The organism is Haloplanus sp. GCM10025708 (assembly GCF_042663985.1).
GTDB classification, from domain to species: domain Archaea; phylum Halobacteriota; class Halobacteria; order Halobacteriales; family Haloferacaceae; genus Salinirarus; species Salinirarus marinus.
Genome location: NZ_JBHSZA010000011.1, coordinates 2,009,842 through 2,026,360, shown reverse-complemented (window position 1 = coordinate 2,026,360; position 16,519 = coordinate 2,009,842). Strand labels below are relative to the sequence as shown.

The window sequence follows — 16,519 nt, the reverse complement described above, 5'->3', positions numbered from 1 at the left end:
TACCACGACTAACCAATGTCACGGAGTCCGTCGCTCCCGGACCGACCTCGGCTCGACCTCGACCCTGAGATGTCGGACGCCGAGCGACTCGACGCGCTACGCGAGCATTACCGCCGCATCGTCCAGGTCAACGCGGAGTTGGCCGAGCGCCTCGACGAAGCGGACGAACGCCGAGAGAGCCTCGTGGACGACGTGGACCGTCTCAAGCGCCGCAACGAGGTGCTGAAGACCTCCTCGCTGTACGTCGCCACGGTCGAAGAGGTGAGCGACGATGGAACCATCGTCAAGCAACACGGCAACAACCAGGAGGTGCTGACCGAGCCGTCCGCGAACCTCCGCGACGAGCTGGAGGCGGGCGACCGGGTCGCCGTCAACGACTCCTTCAGCGTCCAGAGCGTCCTCGACGACGAGACGGACGCCCGCGCACAGGCGATGGAGATCGAGGCCTCGCCGGACGTCGTCTACGACGACATCGGCGGCATCGACGACCAGGTGCGCGAGGTGCGCGAGACGGTCGAAGACCCCCTCACCTCACCCGAGATGTTCGCGGAGGTCGGCGTCGACCCGCCGTCGGGCGTCCTCCTCCACGGCCCGCCGGGCACGGGCAAGACGATGCTCGCGAAGGCCGTCGCCAACGAGACGGACGCGACGTTCATCAAGATGGCCGGCAGCGAGCTCGTCCGGAAGTTCATCGGCGAGGGGTCGCGGCTGGTCCGCGACCTGTTCGATCTGGCCCAGGAGCGCGAACCCGCGGTCATCTTCATCGACGAGATCGACGCCGTCGCCGCCAAGCGCACGGACTCGAAGACGTCCGGCGACGCCGAGGTCCAGCGGACGATGATGCAACTGCTCTCGGAGATGGACGGCTTCGACGAGCGCGGTGACGTGCGCCTCATGGCCGCCACCAACCGCTTCGACATGTTAGACGAGGCCATCCTCCGGCCCGGTCGCTTCGACCGCCTCATCGAAGTGCCCAAACCCGACGCGGAGGGCCGCGCGGAGGTCCTCCGCCTGCACAGTCGCGACATGAACGTCGCCGACGACGTCGACTTCGACGCCTTCGCTACCCGTCTGGAGGAGTACAGCGGTGCCGACATCGCCAGTCTCGCCACCGAAGCGGGGATGTTCGCCATCCGCAACGATCGCACCGAGGTTCGCACCGAGGACTTCGAGGCGGCCCACCAGAAAATCGAGGAGAGCGGCGAGACGGGCCCGATCACCGAGTTCACCGACTACCAGTACTGAGCGTCGCCGACGCCGAGTCGCACGGCTTATTTTTCGCGCCCCCCGACGTGTCACTGATGGCCACCATCTACGTCACGAGCGGGGCGGCGACGGGCCCCACCGAGATGGCGTCGTACGACGCCGCCCTCGCCGAGGCGAACCTCCACAACTACAACCTCGTCACCGTCTCGTCGGTCGTTCCGGCCGACGCCACGGTCGACCGCGTCGACGCCGCGCCGGACCTCGGACCGGCGGGCGGCCGCCTCACCGTCGTCCAGTCCCGCGTGACGACGGACGAGGCGGGGCGCGTCTGTGCCGGTCTCGGGTGGGCGACCGGCCCCGGTCCCGGCCTGTTCTACGAGGCGTCGGGCACCGACGCCGACGGCGTCGCCGACGAGATCCGGCGCGGTCTCGACGCCGGCGCGGCCCTCCGCGACTGGACGCTCGACGACCGGGAGGTGGTCGTCGAAGCCGCCGAGGCCGACCCCGACGTGTTCACCACCGCCGTCGTCCTCGCCGCCTACGGCGAGAGCGAGCCCATCGTTTAGGCCAGGCGACGCCTTTTTACCTCGTCTCACCGTAGCGCGGGTGACTCTTCGATGAACGGAAACACACCTTACGCGGGCGCACCGGGCGTCGTCGACGCCGGCCGACCGTCGGACGGCGACGAGTTCTCGCCCGACCAGATGCGGGCGCTCCGACGGGCCGTCGCCGGCATCGTCACCCGGACCCGGTCGTATCTCCCGGACAGCTACGCGGTCGGGTCGGAACTCAGCCAGGGTGTGAACGGCCTGGAGGCCACCGTCGCCGTGCATCCGCCGGCCGGTAGCCCGATCAGCGCCGGCCTCACGCCCGACGCCGAGGACGTCGAGACGGGCCTCGACGAGGACGAACGCGAGGAGGTCGCTCGCGGACTCGCCGCGAGCGCGGCCCTGCAGGTGATGGAGACGGTCGGCGACGGCGTCACGCAGACGGCGCGCTAGCGACGCTTCTTTTCGATCGACGGAGCCGCGACGAACAGCGCGTAACCGAGGAGCAACAGCGACGGAAGCGCGCTCACGCCGACGCTCACCGACGACGAGACGGGACCGAGAAGCGAGGCGACGACGCCGGCGAACAGGGGCAAGGGGAGCACGAACAGGAGGAGATCGTATCGGGTCAGCGGCGGGAATCGAACGTTACGACCGTTCCGGCGCGTTTCCGTGCTCATACTCTCTCACCTCGTTTAATTCTACAGTCTGATCGATATTAAAAGTTCACTCGCGGTTGGGAGACCTATCTCTCGAACGTCGAGATATGCACCGCAAATAATATGCGAATTACTTCCCCCAGAACGGATCGCGCTTCCGGTGTTTGTCGAGGAAGTTCCGGAGGGCTTCGAGTTCGTCGGCCGGAATCTCCGATTTCAGCTCCTGTTCGAGGATCTTGGCGTGTTTCTCTGGCAGGTCGACCCAGAGGGTGTCGCCCTCGTCTATCTGTCGACCGACGGTGGGGCCGTCGATGGCGACGGAGACGCGTTTGCCGGCTCGGGCCTCCGAGACGTCCTCGCCCTGTTCCTGGATACCGCTCAGTTGCCCGACGCGTTCGAACTCGCCGTCCTCGAACGCGCCGACGTAGGTGTTGTTCTGGAGGGTCCCCGACGTGACTTCGACGCCGACGACGGCCGGATCCGACTGTCGGAAGACGTGGTCTTCGAGGATGCGAAAGCGCGCGGGGCGGACGATTTTCTCCAGTACCGTCTCCTGCTGGGCGCGCTGGCGTTCCTCGATGAACTCCTCGTAGTCCTCGACGAGCTGGTAGATGACGTCGTCGCGAAAGAGGCGCACGTCGCTCTCTTCGAGTTCGCGCTCGGCGTCGGCGAGGACGTCCACGTTGAATCCGAGGATGACCTCGTGTTCGTCTTCGGCGGCGGTGGAGGCGATGGCGACGTCGCGCGGAGCGACGTCGCCGACTTCGGCGCGGAGAATGGGCACCTCGGCCTCGCGGAGGGCGTTCGCCATCGCTTCCAGACTCCCGAGCGTGTCGGCTTTCACGACGACGCCCTGCTCTTCGGTTTCGACCTGGATCTCCGCGAGTTCGGATTCGACCTCGGCGATCACGTCGTCGACGTCGCGGTCGCGGACGACGCGGACGGGCGCGCCGGCCATCGCGTGTTCGAGGTCGGGCGCGGCGATTTTCACCCCGGCGGCGGCGGCGACCTCGTCGACGTTCTCGAACCGCTTTTCCGTCCGTATCTCCGCCAGGGGACGGGGCTGGAGGAGGGCGCGAACTTCGGTGACGATGGGGCCGTTCAGCCCGCCCACGACGATCTGCTCGCTCTCGCGGATGGTGCCGTCGTACACCACGACGTCGAGCGTCGCGCCGAACCCCTTCTCCTCTTTGACCTCGAGGACGGTGCCCGCGCCCGGCCCCTCGACGTCGACGGCCATCTGATCTTTCATGTACCGCTGGGAGAGGCCCATCAGCACGGTCAGCAGATCGGGGACGCCCTCGCCGGTCATCGCCGAGAGGGGGACGACGCCGACGTTCTTCTGGAAGTTCTGGACGCGCCAGTAGAGGTCGGCGGAGAAGCCGTTGTCGGAGAGCTCGCCGATAATCTCGTAGAGGTTCTCGTCGAGGCGCGACCGGGCGCGGTCGCTCTGTGACTCGTAGGTCTGCTGGATGGGGGTTCCGTCCTGTGGATTCCACCCCGGCGTGGTATCGATCTTGTTCGCGGCGACGATAAACGGCGTCCCGGTCCGTTTGAGAATGTCGATGGCTTCCTCGGTCTGTGGCTGGAAGCCGTCGTTGACGTCGACGACGAGGACGGCGATGTCGGCGAGTGCGCCGCCGCGCGAGCGAAGCGTCGTGAAGGAGTGGTGACCGGGCGTGTCGATGAACAGCAGGCCGGGGAGGTCGAAGTCGTCTGGATCGACGAGTTCGCCGGCGATGGTCGAGATGGTGTCGAGCGGGACCGCCGTCGCGCCGATGTGCTGGGTGATGGCACCGGCTTCGCCCTCGCTGACCGCGGAGCCGCGAATCTTGTCGAGGAGGCTGGTCTTCCCGTGGTCGACGTGGCCCAGCACGGCCACGATGGGAGTGCGAAGCGCCTCGGGTCGGTCACGTGTATCGGAGTCTGACATGGAATCTCCCCGCAGAAGTTCTCTTGTACGTGAATACCGCGGGCCGAAGTTAAGTCTTTCAACATGGGAGCGTCAGACGCGCGGCAGCCGTCCCCGTGGCGTTTATATTTCTCCCACCGAATAGGCAACGTATGCCCGACATACTCGCCGAGAATCTCTCCGGGAAAGCGGTCATGGGCTCGGACGGGACGGAACTCGGTATGCTGTACAACATCACGATGAACCTGAAGACCGGTGCGCTCGAGGACCTCCTCGTCTCGCCCAACGAGGAGTACCCCGTCGGCGACTCCCGGTTCGACCTCGACGAGCAGGGGCGCGTTCACGTCCCGGTCTCTCACGTGCAGGCGGTCAAGGATTACATCGTTATCGAGCGGTAGATGCAAGTTCTCGATTCCTCAGCGTTCATCCACGAGTATCACACGGACACCGCCACCGCGTCGATTCCCCTGGTGCGGGAGGAACTCGAAGGCGAGAGCGCCTACCGCTTCGACGCGATGGAGGGTGCCGGAATGCACATCCACATCCCATCGGAGGGGACCGTCGAGAAGATCCGACGAGCCGCCACCGAGACGGGCGACGCGGACGAACTCTCCGACGTCGACGTCCGCCTCATCGCCGCGGCGTTCGAACTCGACGCGACGCTCGTGACCGACGACTACGCGATGCAGAACGTCGCCGACCATCTCCGCGTCGACGTGGAGGTCATCGCCCGCGACGGCATCACCGAACGCCGCGAGTGGCACTTCCAGTGTCAGGGCTGTGGCCGCGAGTTCGACGAGTCCCACGACCGGTGTCCCATCTGCGGGAGCGACCTCTCGCGGAAGAACCCGGCGTAACTCCGTCGCGGTCCGGTCACCGCAGACGGTAACTCCGTCGCGGTCGGACGCCGCAGACGGTAAGCCGCACGGAAATCGTCACCCGTATGGGTCCGCCGACGAACACTCCCCTATGAGCGACGCCGTCAACGACGACCTCTACGAGCGAACGAAGGCCCTGCTCCAGCCGGGGAGATCGACCTCAACGGGATCATCGTCCACACGGACCTCGAGAGCAGCGACGACCTCGAGATGCACGAACTGACCGTCGACCTCAACGAGGTCATCGCCGCCCACGCCGGCAAGGGCGAGACGTACATCTACGCCGGAAACGACGATCCGGATTTCTCTTCGAACCAGTTCCAGGGGCTGACGCTCGACGACGACGAGTTCGTCTGGGAGTGTCAGCAACTCCTCCGGGAGGGGACGTTCGATCTGGTGTTTTACTACGAGGCCGACGTCGACCAGGCGCCCCTCGTCGACGCCGTCCGCGAGCGCGGCTACGACGTGACGAGCGTCGAGGGCTAACCGTCGACGACGCCGGTCGTCAGCGCGGACAGGGATCTCTCTATCTCGTACGTCGGCGTGGTGATCCGGACCGGAGAGGCGTCGCTGACGCCGGCGAATCGGAGGTGGAGTTCGTAGGACCCGTCGTCGGCGATGGCCGTCGCCTCCATCTGTCCGGAGGGGTCGTGGCGTGCCCACGCCGACTCGCCGGCGAACTGCGGGTCGGTCCGGCCGCGTACGACGCGGACCGGCGGTTCGATCGACGCTTCGCTCCCGGCGATCGGATGGCCCGCGTCCTTCCACGCCCAGTACCCCTCGTCGAGGGCGGCGACGCGTTCGTAGCCCGCGTCGATGAGCGACGCCGCCCGCATCGACGAGAGGTGGTGCGGACAGCCACAGTAACAGACGACGAGCGACGCGGGGTCCCACGCCGACGCGGGGTCGTCGCCCTCTCGGCCGTCGGGCGCGGGACTCCACACCGCCCCTTCGATGTGCGACCGTTCGTAGGCCGCCCGACTCCGCGCGTCCGCCAGGTGCAGGTCGCGGTTCTCGTACCACCGGTGGACGTCGGCCATCGGGGCCAGGGGCACGTCGACGCCGTCGACGGTGACCGTCTCGTACTCGCTGAAGGCGTGGTCACTGCCACCGGATCCGCCGAGACAGCCCGCACTCCCGGCGAGCAGCGCCCCGCCGGCCGTCCGGAGGATCGTCCGTCTGTCCATGCTCGCTCTTGCGGCGTGGGGTCAATGAGCGTTCGGTTTTCAGCGTCCGGGACGCGACGGGGCGTTTATATCGGTCGCCCGCGCAGACGGGCGTATGGGACGAACCGGCGCGCCCCCGTTCGGGTCCCCACGGCGTCGGGGTGCGGCGCTTTGGAAGGGTTTACGTATCGCCGCATCCAATCGACGGCCCGAGGCAGCGCACGTGAGAGGAGAGCACCGAGGTGAGACGTCGTGACGAGTCCCGGCGTCGTCAGCGGCGTGAGCGTCTCGCACGTCAACGCGAGCGTCGACGCCGTGGGCGCGGCCGGCGCGACCGACGAGCGAACCGCCGTCCGCGACCTGTTGGCGGCCGAAGCCGTGAGCGAAGCGTTCGTCTTGCAGACGTGTAACCGGGCGGAAGCCTACGTCGTCACCGACCGACCGGAGACGGGACGGGCGGCCCTCGACTCGTTCGCGACCGACGCTCCCGACGACGCCGCCGTGTGGATGGGCCACGAGGAGAGCCTCCGGCACCTGATGCGGGTGGCGGCGGGTCTCGAATCGCTCGTTCTCGGCGAAGACCAGATTCTCGGCCAGGTCCGTACCGCCTTCGAGGAGGCCCGCGCCGTCGGCGGCGTCGGCCCGATGTTCGAAGACGCCGTCACCAAGGCGATTCACGTCGGCGAACGCGCCCGCACGGAGACGAGCGTCAACGAGGGCGTCGTCTCGCTGGGCAGTGCGGCCGTCGAACTCGCGCAGTCGGAACTCGACCTGGACGGCGCGACGGCGCTGGTGGTCGGCGCGGGCGAGATGGGGAAACTCGCCGCCCACGCCTTCGACCGAACGGGCGTGTCCCGACTCGTCGTCGCCAATCGGACCGTTCCCCACGCCGAACACGTCGCCGGCGACGTCGAGACGACGGCGACGGCCGTCGGCCTGGACGCCGCACCGACGGCCGTCGACAGCGCGGACGTCGTCGTCACCGCCACCGGCGCACCTGACTCCGTCCTCGACCGGCGGGACTTCGCGTCCGCTGGCGAGACGCTCGTCATCGACATCGCCCAGCCCCGGGACGTCGACCCGGCGGCCGACGACGTCGACGGCGTCCGGAGCTTCGACATCGACTCGCTCGAATCCATCACCGACCGGACCCGGATCCGGCGACGCGCGGCGGCCGACCGTGTCGAGGCGATGATCGACGAGGAGTTCGACCGCCTGCTCGACGCCTACAAGCGCAAGCGTGCCGACGACGCCATCAGCGCGATGTACGAGAGCGCCGAGCTGGTCAAAGAGCGCGAGCTGGCGACGGCGCTCTCGAAACTCGACGCGCAGGGATCGCTGACCGACGACCAGCGCGAGACGGTCGAAGCCCTCGCGGACGCCCTCGTGGGACAGTTGCTCGCCGCGCCGACCAAGAGCCTCCGCGAGGCTGCCGCCGAGGACGACTGGACGACCATCCAGACCGCGCTTCGCCTGTTCGACCCCGGATTCGGCGACGCGCCCGAGGGCGTCGACGCCCCCGAAATGCCCCGCGACGGGGCCGCCGAGGCACCCCAGCACGTCTTCGAGCGGTCGTCCGACGACTAGATCGGCGCTGCTGGCCGCACTGCCGACGGGCGAGTGGTTCTCTCGGCCGCACTGCCGACGGGCGAGTGGTTCTCTCGGCCGCACTGCCGATGGGCGAGTGGGTTCTGCCGTGATCACTACTCGAACGGCACCGACGACTACCCGATGCGTTCGTCGAGAATCAGGCGCGTCTTGGTGCTTTTGACCTCGTCGAGTTCGCGGGCCTGCGTGATGAGGTCGTTGACGGCGGCGGTGTCGGCGGCGTCGACGACGAGGACGACGTCCTCCTCGCCGGAGACCTGCCAGACGAAGTCGACTTCCGGCCACTCGGCCATGCGCTCCGAGACCACGGTCGTGTCCACGTCGACGGCGACGGACACCTCGACCATCGCCTTGATGTTCCCGGTGCGCGTAGCCAGCGTGAACCGCTCGATGACTCCCTCGTCGAGCATTCGCTCGACGCGGTTGCGGACCGTCCCCTCGGAGGTGCCGACCCGGTCGGCGATCTCGGTGTACGGCGTCCGGGAGTCGCGCCGCAGGATGTTCAGAATTTGTCGGTCCAGGTCGTCCATGTCCTCCGATCGGGCGGGAGCGCCTTACCGATTACGAAATTCGTAATTCAGTTTCGAAAGCAAGGCTTATTGGCGCGGCATTCCTGTGTTTCTCGTAATGTCGGACGCCTACCTCGCACTGGAGGACGGCCGCGTCGTGGAAGCGCGCGGCCGCGTTCCGGGCCGCACGCGTGGCGAACTGGTTTTCACGACTGCGTACACGGGGTACGAGGAGAGCCTGACCGATCCCTCCTACGAGGAACAGGTTCTCACCTTCTCGTACCCGCTCATCGGGAACTACGGCGTCCGAGCCGAGCGGTTCGAATCCGAGCGCGTCCACCCGCGGGCCGCCGTCGCCAAGGAGTTCACCGACGACGTCGTCGAGTGGCTGACCGAGGAGGACGTCCCGGCCATCGACCACCTCGACACGCGCGACCTCGTCACCTCCATCCGGGAGGAGGGAGCGATGAAGTGTGGCATCGCCGTCGGCGACGACGTGACGCCCGAGGACGCGAAAGCCGAACTCGCCGAGTGCAAGGGCATGAGCGAACACACCGACATCGGCGCGCAGGTCAGCGTCGACGAGGTGCAGGTGTACGAGGGCGGGAGCGAAGCCCGCGTCGCCCTCGTCGACTGCGGCGCGAAGGGGTCGATTATCTCCTCGCTGACCGCCCGCGGCGCGGAGGTCCACGTCCTCCCGTACGACGCGACGCCCGCCGACGTGAGCGAAATCGACCCGGACGTCCTGTTCATCTCGAACGGGCCGGGCGACCCCGCGAACTTCGACGCGGCGACGACGCTGGTCGACGAGTTCGTGGGCGACCTCCCGATTGCCGGCATCTGTCTCGGACAGCAGGTGGTCGCCCGCGCCCTCGGCGGTACGACCGAGAAGATGGCCTTCGGCCACCGCGGCGTCAACCAACCCGTCCGCGACCTCCGGACGGACCGCGTCGTGATGACGACGCAGAACCACGGCTACACGGTCGGCGAACCCGGCGACCTCGAAGTGACGCAGGTGAACGTCAACGACGACACCGCCGAAGGATTGGAGAACCCCGACCTCGACGTCATCACGCGCCAGTACCACCCCGAGGCCAACCCCGGTCCACACGACTCGCTCGACTTCTTCGACGACGTGCTCGACATGACGCGGTCTGACGCCGAACACGCCGTCGCGTCGGACTGAGACGGCCGGCCGTCGGCGTTCGCCGACGTTCGAAACGGGCGTCGATGGACGCCGGAACTGCCGTGAGTCCGTTCGAACCCCCGGTTCGGCAGATTTTTCAATCGACTCCCGAAACGGGAGAGCATGATTACGGTCAGGGCTCCCGCGACGAGTGCGAACCTCGGCAGCGGGTTCGACGTGTTCGGCGTGGCCCTCGACCGGCCGGCGGACGTCGTCCGCGTCGAGAAAGCCGACCGGACGACGATCGATGTGACCGGCTACGGGGCCGAGTACATCCCGGAGGACCCGGCGGGCAACACCGTCGGGGCCGTCGCGGACGCGCTCGACGCCCCGGCTCACATCCACATCGACAAGGGCGTCCGCCCGTCGTCCGGACTCGGATCGTCGGCCGCCAGCGCCGCCGCCGCCGCCGTCGCGCTGAACGAACTCTACGATCGGGGCCTCTCGCGGAAGGAACTCGTCCCCATCGCGGGCGAGGGGAGGCCGTCGTCTCCGGCGAGGCGCACGTCGACAACGTCGCGCCCGCGCTCCTCGGCGGGTTCACCATCGCCGCCGACACCGAGGTGACGGCCGTCGACGCCGACGTCCCCCTCGTGGCGTGTCTCCCGGAGATCGCGGTGTCGACCCGCGACGCCCGGCAGGTCGTCCCCGAGCGGACGTCCATGGAGGACGTGGTCCACACGATCGGTCGCGCCGCCACGCTGACCGCGGGCATGTGCTGGAGCGACCCGCGACTCGTCGGCGAGGGGATGCACGACACCGTCGTCACGCCCGCACGGGCGGATCTCATCACCGGCTACGAACTGGTTCGCGAGGCCGCACTCGACGCCGGCGCGACGGGCGTCACCGTCAGCGGGGCAGGCCCCGCCATCCTCGCGGCGTGTGACGCCGAGGACCGCAAGCGCATCGCGGCGGCGATGGTCCGGGCGTTCGCCGACGCCGACGTCCAGGCCCGCGCCTACCAGACCGAGATCGGGCGGGGCGTGACGCTGTACTGACCTACTTTCGATCGCCGAGCAGTCGCTCGACCAGACCGCGTTTTCTTGCCCGCTCTGCGAGCAACACCGAACAGTCGACGTCCTCGACGACGTCGAGGACGAGCGAGCCGCGGACGAGCCGCGAGAGCAGTCCCTGTTCGGTCGCCCCGAGGATGACCATCGAGTAGTCGTCGGCGACGCGTTCGATGACCGACTCGACGTCGCCCGTCTCGACCCTGCGCTCCGCGTCGTCGAGGCCGTGGCGCTCGGCCCACTCCTCGAGGAAGGCGGTCCCTTCCGCCCTGGTGTCGGCGACGTGGAGGAGTGTGATCGTCGAATCGAACTCCGCGTTCAGCAGTTTGGCGACCTCCGCCGAGAGGTCCGAATCCGGGCCGCCGGCCGTCGGCACGAGGATGTCCTCCGGGTCGAATCCGCGGTCCTTGAGGACGAGGAAGTCACAGGGGAGGTCCATCGTCAGGTCGTCGAACGCGCTCTCGGCGCGGCCGGGAGAGCCGTGCGAACTCTCGCCCCATCCCATGACGACGAGGTCGGCCTGGTGGGTCCGCGCGGTGTCGAAGATCTCCTCGAACGAGCGGTGCGAGACGACGGTGTGCGTCTCGATGTCGACGCCGAACGTCTCGGCGTCCGTCCGCGCGGCGTCGAGGACGGCGCGGTAGTCCTCGTCGTGTTCGTCGAGGTGGTCGGCTGCGTGTTCGAGGGAGGTCTGATCGGGGACGGTGACGACGTGGACGGCGTCGACGACACCGCCGCGCTGTCTGGCGACGGCGCAGGCGAGCGAGATGAGGTCTTTCTCGTGTTTCGGGTTGGCCAGGGGCACCATCACGCGATACGCGCCGCCGTCGGGTTGGACGTGGGTCGCGGCGGTCACCGCCGCACCGGGCATCTCGTCGGGATTCGAGAGGATGTACTGGCTCAAGATCCTCCTTGTCCGCCTCGTTCCGGGCGTACGCGAGATACCAGACGATTCCACCGGCGACGAACACGAGCGAGAGGACGATCTCGATCGGCCGCATGAACGCGATGAGTCCGAACGACGTGACCGCCCCGAGAATCGGAACGATCGGGTAGAGCGGGACCTCGAACTCGGGGCGGTACTCGTCGGGATCGGCTTTCCGCATCACGATGAGCGCGACGTTGAGGAGCCCGTAGACGATGAGATGGAGGACGCTCCCGGCCTTGGCGAGCGTCTTCACGTCGCCGACGACGATGAACAGGAGGATGAGCCCGCCCGTGACGGCGATGCTCCGGTACGGAGTCGCGAACGTCGGATGGACCGCGTTGAGTTTGGCGGTGACGAGCTTGTCGCGCCCCATGGCGAAGTTGATGCGCGAGGACGCGAGGATGGACGCGTTCGCGCTCGACGCCGTCGCCAACAGGCCGGCGAACGTCAGAAGCGCCACGCCGACGGCCGCGAACCCGAGCGTTCCGAAGGCGATTTCCGCGACGTCCAACACCGGCGTCGTGGTGAACTCCGGGCCGAGCTGTCGCCAGTTGACGACCCCCATCATGACGACCATGATGACTGCGTACATGATCGTCACGACGACGACGCTGCCGACGACGGCGATAGGGAGGTTCCGGCCGGGGTTTTTCAGCTCCTCGGCCACCGTCGTGATCTTCGCGAAGCCGAGAAACGAGACGAAGACGAGCCCGGTCGCGGGGAGGACTGCTCCAACGCCGCCCGTTTCGGCCGGGAAGAACGGCTGTATCGTCGAGATGTCGGCTTGGAGAATTCCGAGCACGGAGAAGAGGGTGAGGATGCCGACCAGCAGCGTGACGATGACGATCTGGACGCCGCCGGTCTCTTTCGCACCGACGTAGTTGACGGCGATGAACGCCGTCCCGGCGAGGAGCGCTCCGAGTTGATACGACGTCAATCCGATGGGACCGAGCGTGAGCGCCTGAATCGGAAGGTACGTCGAGAGATTGATCGGCCCGAGCACCAGCGCGGGGATCGGGAGGAACGTCGCCAGATACTCGCCGAACCCGAGCGTGTAGAAGGCGCTCGCGAACGCCAACCCCATCCAGTTGCCCCACCCGGCAATCGAGCCGAACAGCGGACCGAGGGCGTGATTGACGTAGTAGTAACTCCCTCCGGCTTTCGGCATCGCCGTTCCGAGTTCGGACGCAGAGAGCGCGGTGAAAAGCGAGATGACGCCGCCGACGACGAACGAGAGCGCGACGGCGGGGCCGGCGGCGGCGGCCGCCTGCCCCGGCAACACGAAGATGCCGGCCCCGATCATCGTCCCGACGCCGATGGTGAGCGCCGCGAAGAGGCCGAGGTCCTTGGCCAGTTCTTCGTCGCTCATTCGTCACTCTCCCCGGGAACGCGAGCACGGGCCGGTCGGCGGACGTGACGAGGCGGAGCGACTTGTCCCCGGTGAGAAAGCGAAGAAACCGCCCGTTTTGACGCGGCCGGAACCCGATGGCGCTGGCGTCGACCTCCTCGGCCACCCGGAGAATCGCGCCGACCACGTCGCGGCGATACGCGACCTTCTCTTCCGCCTCCGGGATGAACTCCCGAAACGCGTCGAACGCCTCCCGGGCGATGGATTCGGACTGTTCGACGGGCGTCTTGTCCGGTACGCCCTCGCCTTTCTCCACGACGTGCAGGACCGTCACGCGCTGGAGCCGGTACGGGGCGAGTGCGCGAGCGGTCGCTCGCGCGTCCTCGACGGTCGCAACCGGCACGAGGAGATGCCGGAGCAGGTCCTCGTTCGACCGGTCGGGGTCGGAAGTCATACACCGAGTTACGACGGCTCTCGCTTAATGGTTCTTAGCAATTCCGCCGAGCGCTGCCGTCGGTCAGAACGGAGTCGCGACGGGGGCGTGGACACGCCGCTACCGACGCCGAGGCTCAGACGCCCCGGCCCTGCAGTTTCTCCTCGTCCGCCATGCCGACGTTCGACTGGCCTTTCATCCCCTCGCCGACGTTCGCGGCGATCTCGGCCAGGCGATCCGGATCGTCCCAGTTGTTGACCGCCTCGACGATGGCCGTGCCCATCGCTTCGGGGTTCTCGGCACCGAAGATGCCCGAGCCGACGAAGATGCCGTCGCAGTCGTGGTGCATCATCAGCGCGGCGTCGGCGGGCGTGGCGATCCCGCCCGCGGCGAAGTTGACGACCGGGAGGCGCCCCATCTCGGCCGTCTCGTGGACGAGTTCCGCGGGGGCCTCGTGTTCGCGCGCCCACTGCTGGCGCTCCTCGTGGGTCGCGCCCTCGAGGGCGCGGATCTGACTCTTGATGGCTCGCTGGTGGGTGACGGCCTGGTTCACGTCGCCCGTCCCCGCCTCGCCTTTCGTTCGGATCATGGCCGCGCCCTCGTCGATGCGCCGGAGGGCCTCGCCGAGGTTGCGCGCCCCGCAGACGAACGGCGAGGTGAACGGGCGCTTGTCGATGTGGTACTCGTTGTCGGCGGGCGTCAGCACCTCGGACTCGTCGATCATGTCCACGCCGACGCTCTCCAGGATCTGTGCCTCCGTCGTGTGGCCGATGCGGGTCTTACCCATCACCGGAATCGAGACGGCGTCGACGATCTCCTCGACCTGTGCGGGGTCGGCCATCCGCGCGACGCCGCCACGCTTGCGAATGTCCGCCGGGACGGCCTCGAGCGACATCACTGCCACCGCGCCGACGTCTTCGGCGATGCGCGCCTGTTCGGGCGTCACCACGTCCATGATGACGCCGCCTTTCTGCATCTGTGCGAACCCGCGCTTGACGAGGTCGGTTCCGCGTTTGAGGTCCTCGAGATCGGTCATACGTCGAATTACGATGGTGGGCACTTAACACGTGCCCTTCGTCGGACCGCCACCCATTTGTCTCGGCGCGTCGACCGACCGTGCATGGCTACCTCCCGACTGGATCGGGCCCTCGACGAACTCGTCGACGGAGGGCTTCCCGAACGGGACTCGCTGCCGTGGTGGCTCGCCCCGCTCCCGCGGTGGCTGGAGGACGTCGGCCTCTCGCTGGCGTGGGTCGTCGTCGCCATCAACGTCGTGGGCACCGCCTTCGGCTTCTGGTACTACCGGTTCCAGTTCGCGGCCGAACCGATCGCCGTCTGGCCGCTCATCCCCGACAGCCCGGTGGCGACGCTGTTTATCGCCCTCTCGCTCGCCGCGTGGAAACTCGGGCGCTCGAACGAGTACCTGAACGCCCTGCCTTCTTTGGCTGCTGGAAACTCGGTCTCTGGACGCCCTTTGTCCTCCTCGCCTTCCGCGATGGATTCCTCGAATTCACGCCGCTCCCGCTCTACGCCTTCCTGTTGACGAGCCATCTCTCGATGGTCGTCGAGGCGTTCGTCGTCCACCGCTACGCCGACTTCCGGGTCGGTGCCGTCGCCGTCGCCGTCGCGTGGTACGGCCTCAACGACGTCGTCGACTACTTCGTCCCCCTGGTGGAGACGCCCCACCACACGCTCCTGCCGGGACAGCGGACTGTCGACGGCGTCATCACGCACGTCTCGCCCGCCCACGAACTCGCCGCCGCGGGGGCCGTCGTCCTGACGCTCACCGCCACCTTCCTCGCGCTCTCGACGCGGGTGAAGAAACTCGAAGCGGGGGCGTGAGCCCCGCGTTTTTGTCCCGCGGCGACGAACGGACGGTATGGCAGACAGCGCTTTCGACCGGATCGCCGACCTGTCGCTCCGGATCGACCGCGAGACGCGGACGCGACTCGAACGCGACACGTCGAGCGGATTCACCCGGGCGTCGACCGTCTTCGAACTCCACGGGGCGGGCGCGACGGGGCGAGGCGAGGACGTGACCTACGACGCGACGGACCACGACGCCCTCGCGGACGCGCCGTCGCTCGTCCCCGCGGGCGAGTACACGTTCGCCGACTTCTCCGCCGCCCTCGACGACGCGACCCTCTTCCCGACCCCGCCCGAACGCGAGAGTTCGCGCCACTACCGGCGCTGGGCCGTCGAGAGCGCCGCCCTCGACCTCGCGCTCAAGCAGGCCGGGACGACGCTCGGCGCGGTCCTCGGCCGGTCGTACGATCCCGTCCGGTTCGTCGTGAGCACGCGCCTCGGCGACCCGCCGACCGCGGACCGCGTGGAGACGTTGCTCGAACGCGACCCCGGCCTCGAATTCAAACTCGACCCGACGAGCGACTGGGACGACGACCTCGTGGACGCGCTCGCGGCGACCGACGCCGTCCGCATCCTCGACCTGAAAGGCTACTACGAGGGAACGGACGTCGACCAGAGCGCGGACCCGGCTCTCTACGACCGCGTCCTGTCGGCGTTCCCCGACGCCGTCGTGGAGGACCCGGCGGTGACTGCGGACACCGAGGCGCTCCTCGCGGCCGAGCGGGACCGGCTCTCGTGGGACGCCCCCGTCACGGACGTCGCGAGCGTCGAGGCCCTGCCGTTCGAACCGCGGTGGCTGAACGTCAAACCCTCGCGGTTCGGCACCGTCGAGTCGCTGTTCGCGACGCTCGACTACTGCCGGGAGCGGGAGATCCGGCTCTACGGCGGCGGGCAGTTCGAACTCGGCGTGGGGCGCACGCAGATTCAGGCGCTCGCGTCGCTGTTCTACCCGGACGGACCGAACGACGTCGCTCCCGGCGGCTACAACGACCCGGACCTCCCGCCCGAGTTGCCGTCGAGTCCGCTGGACGCGGCGGCAGTTCGCCCCGGGTTCGGGGTCTGACGTACCGAACGGCTCCGTCGCCGTGAGGGTCTGCCGTACCGAACGGCCCCGTCGCCGTGAGGGTCTGCCGTACCGAACGGCCCCGTCGCCGTGAGGGTCTGCCGTACCGAACGGCTCCGTCGCCGTGAGGGTCTGACGTACCGAACGGCTCCGTCGCCGTGAGGGTCTGCCGTACCGAACGGCCCCGTCGCCGTGAGGG

13 protein-coding genes and 5 pseudogenes are annotated in these 16,519 nt (G+C 68.0%); 11 read left to right on the top strand and 7 right to left on the bottom strand.

Annotation, left to right across the window (positions count from 1 at the left end; all coding sequences use genetic code 11):
• The first annotated feature begins 15 nt into the window (after nucleotides 1-15).
• The 3 genes from pan2 to ACFQJD_RS14465 are packed head-to-tail and all read left to right on the top strand — an operon-like array spanning nucleotide 16 to nucleotide 2,207.
• Complete coding sequence (gene pan2 / locus ACFQJD_RS14475) at nucleotides 16-1,245, top strand: proteasome-activating nucleotidase Pan2 (RefSeq protein WP_379799159.1); 1,230 nt, start codon at nucleotides 16-18, stop codon at nucleotides 1,243-1,245.
• A 56-nt stretch (nucleotides 1,246-1,301) separates the two neighbouring features.
• A complete protein-coding gene (locus ACFQJD_RS14470; protein WP_379799157.1) occupies nucleotides 1,302-1,772 on the top strand; it encodes a pyruvoyl-dependent arginine decarboxylase in 471 nt (156 codons plus the stop codon).
• 51 nt (nucleotides 1,773-1,823) lie between these two features.
• The gene (locus tag ACFQJD_RS14465; RefSeq protein WP_379799155.1) at nucleotides 1,824-2,207 is read left to right on the top strand and encodes a DUF5811 family protein; all 384 of its coding nucleotides are present in this window, start codon (nucleotides 1,824-1,826) and stop codon (nucleotides 2,205-2,207) included.
• On the opposite strand, the gene ACFQJD_RS14460 is transcribed toward ACFQJD_RS14465, so the two are convergent.
• Both ACFQJD_RS14460 and infB read right to left on the bottom strand, forming a co-directional pair.
• Nucleotides 2,204-2,434 carry a hypothetical protein gene (locus ACFQJD_RS14460; RefSeq protein WP_379799153.1) on the bottom strand — a complete coding sequence of 77 codons (231 nt, stop codon included), beginning with the start codon at nucleotides 2,432-2,434 and terminating at the stop codon, nucleotides 2,204-2,206. The genes ACFQJD_RS14465 and ACFQJD_RS14460 overlap by 4 nt on opposite strands.
• A gap of 109 nt (nucleotides 2,435-2,543) precedes the next feature.
• Complete coding sequence (infB, locus tag ACFQJD_RS14455) at nucleotides 2,544-4,346, bottom strand: translation initiation factor IF-2 (protein WP_379799151.1); 1,803 nt, start codon at nucleotides 4,344-4,346, stop codon at nucleotides 2,544-2,546.
• Between the two features lie 131 nt (nucleotides 4,347-4,477).
• Here infB and ACFQJD_RS14450 point away from each other — a divergent pair, with 131 nt between their 5' ends.
• The 3 genes and pseudogenes from ACFQJD_RS14450 (at nucleotide 4,478) to ACFQJD_RS14440 (ending at nucleotide 5,689) form a co-directional block, all read left to right on the top strand.
• A complete protein-coding gene (locus ACFQJD_RS14450) occupies nucleotides 4,478-4,723 on the top strand; it encodes a PRC-barrel domain-containing protein (protein ID WP_379799149.1) in 246 nt (81 codons plus the stop codon).
• Nucleotides 4,724-5,182 (top strand): NOB1 family endonuclease, encoded by a 459-nt coding sequence (locus ACFQJD_RS14445; RefSeq protein ID WP_379799147.1) that lies wholly within the window; start codon nucleotides 4,724-4,726, stop codon nucleotides 5,180-5,182.
• A 112-nt stretch (nucleotides 5,183-5,294) separates the two neighbouring features.
• Nucleotides 5,295-5,689 (top strand): annotated as a pseudogene (locus tag ACFQJD_RS14440) (DUF5778 family protein).
• Here ACFQJD_RS14440 and ACFQJD_RS14435 read toward each other — a convergent pair.
• Nucleotides 5,686-6,390, bottom strand: a complete 705-nt coding sequence (locus ACFQJD_RS14435; RefSeq protein WP_379799145.1) for a rhodanese-like domain-containing protein — start codon at nucleotides 6,388-6,390, stop codon at nucleotides 5,686-5,688. The pseudogene ACFQJD_RS14440 and the gene ACFQJD_RS14435 overlap by 4 nt on opposite strands.
• Before the next feature lie 231 nt (nucleotides 6,391-6,621).
• Here ACFQJD_RS14435 and hemA point away from each other — a divergent pair, with 231 nt between their 5' ends.
• On the top strand, nucleotides 6,622-7,956 hold the full coding sequence (gene hemA / locus ACFQJD_RS14430) for a glutamyl-tRNA reductase (RefSeq protein WP_379799143.1): 1,335 nt from the start codon (nucleotides 6,622-6,624) through the stop codon (nucleotides 7,954-7,956).
• A 137-nt stretch (nucleotides 7,957-8,093) separates the two neighbouring features.
• On the opposite strand, the gene ACFQJD_RS14425 is transcribed toward hemA, so the two are convergent.
• Entirely contained in the window at nucleotides 8,094-8,507 is a 414-nt protein-coding gene (locus tag ACFQJD_RS14425) for an Lrp/AsnC family transcriptional regulator (protein ID WP_379799141.1), read from the bottom strand.
• Nucleotides 8,508-8,604: 97 nt separating this feature from the next.
• On the opposite strand from ACFQJD_RS14425, the gene carA reads away from it, so the two are divergent.
• Together carA and ACFQJD_RS14415 are read left to right on the top strand one after the other, a co-directional pair.
• Nucleotides 8,605-9,672 carry a glutamine-hydrolyzing carbamoyl-phosphate synthase small subunit gene (gene carA / locus ACFQJD_RS14420; protein ID WP_379799139.1) on the top strand — a complete coding sequence of 356 codons (1,068 nt, stop codon included), beginning with the start codon at nucleotides 8,605-8,607 and terminating at the stop codon, nucleotides 9,670-9,672.
• 123 nt (nucleotides 9,673-9,795) lie between these two features.
• Nucleotides 9,796-10,670, top strand: a pseudogene (locus ACFQJD_RS14415) (homoserine kinase).
• A 1-nt stretch (nucleotide 10,671) separates the two neighbouring features.
• Here ACFQJD_RS14415 and ACFQJD_RS14410 read toward each other — a convergent pair.
• The 3 genes and pseudogenes from ACFQJD_RS14410 to pdxS form a co-directional block, all read right to left on the bottom strand.
• Nucleotides 10,672-12,979, bottom strand: a pseudogene (locus tag ACFQJD_RS14410) (amino acid permease).
• 28 nt (nucleotides 12,980-13,007) lie between these two features.
• Nucleotides 13,008-13,412: pseudogene (locus tag ACFQJD_RS14405) on the bottom strand (universal stress protein); the annotation flags it as partial.
• Nucleotides 13,413-13,527: 115 nt separating this feature from the next.
• Entirely contained in the window at nucleotides 13,528-14,436 is a 909-nt protein-coding gene (gene pdxS, locus ACFQJD_RS14400; RefSeq protein WP_379800538.1) for a pyridoxal 5'-phosphate synthase lyase subunit PdxS, read from the bottom strand.
• A gap of 75 nt (nucleotides 14,437-14,511) precedes the next feature.
• Here pdxS and ACFQJD_RS14395 point away from each other — a divergent pair.
• Nucleotides 14,512-15,233, top strand: a pseudogene (locus ACFQJD_RS14395) (DUF1405 domain-containing protein).
• Between the two features lie 37 nt (nucleotides 15,234-15,270).
• A complete protein-coding gene (locus tag ACFQJD_RS14390; protein ID WP_379799137.1) occupies nucleotides 15,271-16,320 on the top strand; it encodes a hypothetical protein in 1,050 nt (349 codons plus the stop codon).
• The last annotated feature ends 199 nt before the right edge of the window (nucleotides 16,321-16,519 follow it).

Excerpts from the sequence above, each read along its gene's own strand:
- pan2 (WP_379799159.1), top strand. The coding sequence starts at position 16 with ATGTCACGGAGTCCGTCGCTCCCGGACCGACCTCGGCTCGACCTCGAC.
- ACFQJD_RS14470 (WP_379799157.1), top strand. The coding sequence starts at position 1,302 with ATGGCCACCATCTACGTCACGAGCGGGGCGGCGACGGGCCCCACCGAG.
- ACFQJD_RS14465 (WP_379799155.1), top strand. The coding sequence starts at position 1,824 with ATGAACGGAAACACACCTTACGCGGGCGCACCGGGCGTCGTCGACGCC.
- ACFQJD_RS14460 (WP_379799153.1), bottom strand. The coding sequence starts at position 2,434 with ATGAGCACGGAAACGCGCCGGAACGGTCGTAACGTTCGATTCCCGCCG.
- infB (WP_379799151.1), bottom strand. The coding sequence starts at position 4,346 with ATGTCAGACTCCGATACACGTGACCGACCCGAGGCGCTTCGCACTCCC.
- ACFQJD_RS14450 (WP_379799149.1), top strand. The coding sequence starts at position 4,478 with ATGCCCGACATACTCGCCGAGAATCTCTCCGGGAAAGCGGTCATGGGC.
- ACFQJD_RS14445 (WP_379799147.1), top strand. The coding sequence starts at position 4,724 with ATGCAAGTTCTCGATTCCTCAGCGTTCATCCACGAGTATCACACGGAC.
- ACFQJD_RS14435 (WP_379799145.1), bottom strand. The coding sequence starts at position 6,390 with ATGGACAGACGGACGATCCTCCGGACGGCCGGCGGGGCGCTGCTCGCC.
- ACFQJD_RS14425 (WP_379799141.1), bottom strand. The coding sequence starts at position 8,507 with ATGGACGACCTGGACCGACAAATTCTGAACATCCTGCGGCGCGACTCC.
- carA (WP_379799139.1), top strand. The coding sequence starts at position 8,605 with ATGTCGGACGCCTACCTCGCACTGGAGGACGGCCGCGTCGTGGAAGCG.
- ACFQJD_RS14390 (WP_379799137.1), top strand. The coding sequence starts at position 15,271 with ATGGCAGACAGCGCTTTCGACCGGATCGCCGACCTGTCGCTCCGGATC.